Here is a 3705-nt window from a genome sequence, read left to right as displayed (position 1 = left end):
GCGGTCTCCTCCAGGGTCTCACGGCGCACGGCATCGACCAGACCTTCTCCGGGCTCGAGGTGGCCGGCGGGCTGGTTCAGCCGCATGCTGCCGTCCACGGACTCCTCGACGAACAGGAAACGGTCGCCGTCGGCGATGACGGCGGCCACGGTGACGTGGGGATGCCAGCGTTCAGTCATTGTGGGGCGGCGCCTCCAGGTCGTCCGCGGAGACGAAAACGTTCTCGCTGACCGCGGGGGCGGGGTTCGCGCGCAGCGCGCTCTCGCCGGCGAAGAAGTCCGGTTTCATCAGCTCGATGAAGCGCCGCGCCTGGGCCGAGAGGAACTTGCCCCGGCGCGTCATCACGCCGTAGGTGCGGCGGGGAAAGATGTCCGGCAGCGGGCGTACGGCGATGGCCTCCTCGCCGGTGAGGCAGATATTGCTCGCGATGGCGATACCGAAGCCGAGCTCCACGTAGCGCTTGATGATCTCCCAGCCGCCGACCTCCAGGCGGACGTGATAGGGCACGCTGTGCTGTTGGAACACCAGGTTGATCAGTCGCCAGGTCGTCAGCTGCCTGGGGGGGACGATCAGCTCGCCGTCCGCCAGGTCCTCGAGGCTGATGACCGACTTCTGGGCGAGGGGGTGATCCAGCGGCGTGATCAGCGACAGGCCGTAGGAGTAGACCGCGCGGTAATTGATGTCGTCCGGGAGGTCGAGCATGGAGCCCACGGCGAAGTCCACCTCGTCCTGGCGGATGGCCTGGCAGAGCTCCCGGCCCTGGAGGTTGTGGAGCTTGACGTGGACCTCGGGGTACTGCGCCATGAACCGCCGGATCAGGTCCGGGAGGATATAGAGCGTGGTGCTCTCGCCGGCGGCGATGTCGAGCCGTCCGGCGTGCAGGCTCTGGCTGCGTGCGGCGAAACGCTCGGGCAGGGCGTCGACGCCCTCCACCAGCGGCTGTGCGAGCTCGTAGAGCGTCTCTCCGTCCGGCGTCAGCCGTATCCGTGGGCCACGGCGCTCGAACAGGGTTATCGCGAGCTCCCGCTCCAGCGCCTGGATCTGCAGCGATACCGAGGGCTGGCTGAGAAACAGCCGTTCCGCCGCCTTGGAGATACTGCCGGACTGGGCGGCAAAGCAGAACGCGCGTAGCTGCTTGATGCGGTTGTGCTTGTAATAGATGCGCCCGATGCTGTCCGGCTCATCCGCCACGTTGATACCTCGCGAGCATAATGATTGGAATTTCCAATATTGAATATTGTTGAAATAGGGTTGTCAAATGTTGCGTCGCGGCATTATGCTCCAGATCAGCATCCCGGGCCGTGGGGCTAAAGATTGAGGCGCGGGATGCCGGTGCCACCAGGGGCCGACGGGCTTGAGGCACGACCACACTGTGGCGTGCCGACATGGCCCCAGGTGGAGAGTCGCCCGGGCCGGGATCCGGCGCGGGCGGCAGGGCCGTCCGTCTTCGGGAGGCGTCCGTGTCGATCGATGAGAGGCGCACAGTCTAAAGCGTCCCATGGCCAGATCGTACCGGCCAGACGCCGGTCAGGACGCCGTATCCCCCGGAGACACGAAGCTGACGACCTGTACTTGCAGGGGCCTGCGAAGGCCCCGTCAACGGGAGGCGAAGACAGATGAGTGACAAACAGACTGCGATCCGCGAACTCGAGCGCGAGTGGGCGGAGAATCCGCGCTGGAAGGGCATTACCCGTCCGTACAGCGCCGAAGACGTGGTGCGACTGCGCGGCTCCGTGCAGATCGAGCATACCCTGGCCCGCCTGGGTTCGGAGAAGCTCTGGAACCTGATCCAGCAGGACGACGACTACGTCAACGCGCTGGGTGCGATGACCGGCAACCAGGCCATGCAGCAGGTCAAGGCCGGTCTCAAGGCGATCTACCTCTCCGGCTGGCAGGTGGCGGCGGACGCCAACCTCGGCGAGACCATGTACCCCGACCAGTCCCTGTACCCGGTGAACTCCGTGCCGTCCGTGGTGCAGCGGATCAACAACGCGCTGCTGCGCGCCGACCAGATCACCACCGCCGAGGGCGATGACAGTGTCGACTGGCTCGCGCCGATCGTGGCGGACGCGGAGGCCGGCTTCGGCGGCGTGCTCAACGCCTTCGAGCTGATGAAGAGCATGATCCGCGCGGGCGCCGCCGGTGTGCACTTCGAGGACCAGCTCGCGGCGGTCAAGAAGTGCGGCCACATGGGCGGGAAGGTGCTCGTGCCGACCCAGGAGGCCGAGCAGAAGCTGGTGGCCGCGCGTTTCGCGGCGGACGTGATGGGCGTGCCGACCCTGGTGGTGGCCCGCACCGACGCCCTGGCGGCGGACCTGATCACCTCCGACATCGATGAGCGCGACCACGCCTACATCACCGGTGAGCGTACCGCGGAGGGCTTCTATCGCACCCGCGCCGGCGAGGAACAGGCGATCGCCCGCGGTCTCGCGTACGCCCCGTACGCCGACCTGATCTGGTGCGAGACCGGCAAGCCGGACCTCGGCTTCGCCAAGCGTTTCGCCGAGGCGATCCGCAAGGAGTACCCGGACCAGCTGCTGGCGTACAACTGCTCGCCGTCGTTCAACTGGCGGGGCAACCTCGACGAGGCGACCATCCGCAAGTACCAGAACGAGCTCGCGGCGATGGGCTACAAGTTCCAGTTCATCACGCTGGCCGGCTTCCACAGCCTGAACTACTCCATGTTCACCCTTGCCAAGGGCTACAAGGAGCGTCAGATGGAGGCCTATTCGGAGCTCCAGGAGGCGGAGTTCGCCTCCGAGAAGGACGGCTACACCGCCACGCGCCACCAGCGCGAGGTGGGTGCCGGCTACTTCGACCTGGTCACCCAGGTGATCCAGGGCGGCACCTCCTCCGTGACGGCCATGACCGGATCGACCGAGGAGGAGCAGTTCAAGACCGCGGCGAAGTAGACCGCGGCGGCGAGCTGCCCGAACGGGGCCCGGTGCCGGTCAGGCACCGGGCTTTTTTTCGTCCCTGTTATCGTATGACCAATGCCCGTCGCGCCATTGCGAGGTGCATGGCGGCCGGGGACAGCCGCGCCCATTGATCGCGTTAATATAGGCTCAGCGCCTACCTGCGGCTTGCGTCGGCGTTGGTTACCCCGCCGGGACCTTTTAAAATCGACCCTCAGGGCCCATATCACTCGACCAGAAAGGCAGGCATGAATATCGATGAGTGAGCCGAACGATCCGCGCAAGGAAGGAGACGTCTCGGTCGAGGAGGCGCGCCCGAAGCTCAAGCGGCCGCCCCTCTACCGGGTCGTGCTCCTCAACGACGACTACACCCCCATGGACTTCGTGGTCGAGGTGCTGCAGACGTTCTTCCGCATGGATCGCAGTCAGGCCACGCAGGTCATGCTACACGTACATACACGGGGCAAAGGCATCTGTGGGGTGTACAGTCGGGATATCGCGGAGACCAAGGTCGAGCAGGTAATGGACTATGCCCGGACCCACGAACACCCATTGATGTGCACCATGGAACCGGCCTGAATGGGAACCGCGTGCCGAGTGCCCGGTCCAACCGATCGAGTACCGGCTTTTTCGCCACGGCAAAGCCAGGCCCTGGCACGAGGGCAATCGGGTGAGGGCGCATGTTGAGCAAAGAACTTGAGTTTACCCTGAACCTCGCCTTCAAGGAGGCGAGGGACAAGCGGCACGAATTCCTTACGGTGGAGCACCTGCTGCTGGCACTGACGGATAA

Annotated in this window: 5 protein-coding genes; 3 read left to right on the top strand and 2 right to left on the bottom strand. The window is 65.3% G+C overall.

The window, feature by feature from the left end:
- Together G7A99_RS06090 and G7A99_RS06085 are read right to left on the bottom strand one after the other, a co-directional pair.
- On the bottom strand, positions 1-179 hold a 179-nt coding region (locus tag G7A99_RS06090; protein WP_163139204.1), incomplete at its 3' end, for an NUDIX domain-containing protein.
- Complete coding sequence (locus G7A99_RS06085) at positions 172-1191, bottom strand: LysR family transcriptional regulator (RefSeq protein WP_018716879.1); 1020 nt, start codon at positions 1189-1191, stop codon at positions 172-174. The genes G7A99_RS06085 and G7A99_RS06090, both read right to left, overlap by 8 nt.
- A 425-nt stretch (positions 1192-1616) precedes the next feature.
- Between G7A99_RS06085 and aceA the strand changes: the two genes are divergently transcribed.
- The 3 genes from aceA to G7A99_RS25230 all read left to right on the top strand — a co-directional run.
- Positions 1617-2912 (top strand): isocitrate lyase, encoded by a 1296-nt coding sequence (gene aceA / locus G7A99_RS06080; protein ID WP_018716878.1) that lies wholly within the window; start codon positions 1617-1619, stop codon positions 2910-2912.
- A 261-nt stretch (positions 2913-3173) separates the two neighbouring features.
- The gene (clpS, locus tag G7A99_RS06075; RefSeq protein ID WP_018716877.1) at positions 3174-3494 is read left to right on the top strand and encodes an ATP-dependent Clp protease adapter ClpS; all 321 of its coding nucleotides are present in this window, start codon (positions 3174-3176) and stop codon (positions 3492-3494) included.
- A 101-nt stretch (positions 3495-3595) separates the two neighbouring features.
- Positions 3596-3705, top strand: a 110-nt coding sequence (locus G7A99_RS25230) for a Clp protease N-terminal domain-containing protein (RefSeq protein ID WP_240466124.1), incomplete at its 3' end; no start/stop codon positions are given.

The sequence above is a fragment of the Arhodomonas sp. KWT genome, assembly GCF_010993615.1.
Note: the sequence above shows the minus strand (reverse complement) of the source record. Positions and strands in the feature narration are given on the sequence as shown.

What these genes read in the sequence shown, in the direction of transcription:
- aceA (WP_018716878.1), top strand. Translation starts at nt 1,617, where the DNA reads ATGAGTGACAAACAGACTGCGATCCGCGAACTCGAGCGCGAGTGGGCG.
- clpS (WP_018716877.1), top strand. Translation starts at nt 3,174, where the DNA reads ATGAGTGAGCCGAACGATCCGCGCAAGGAAGGAGACGTCTCGGTCGAG.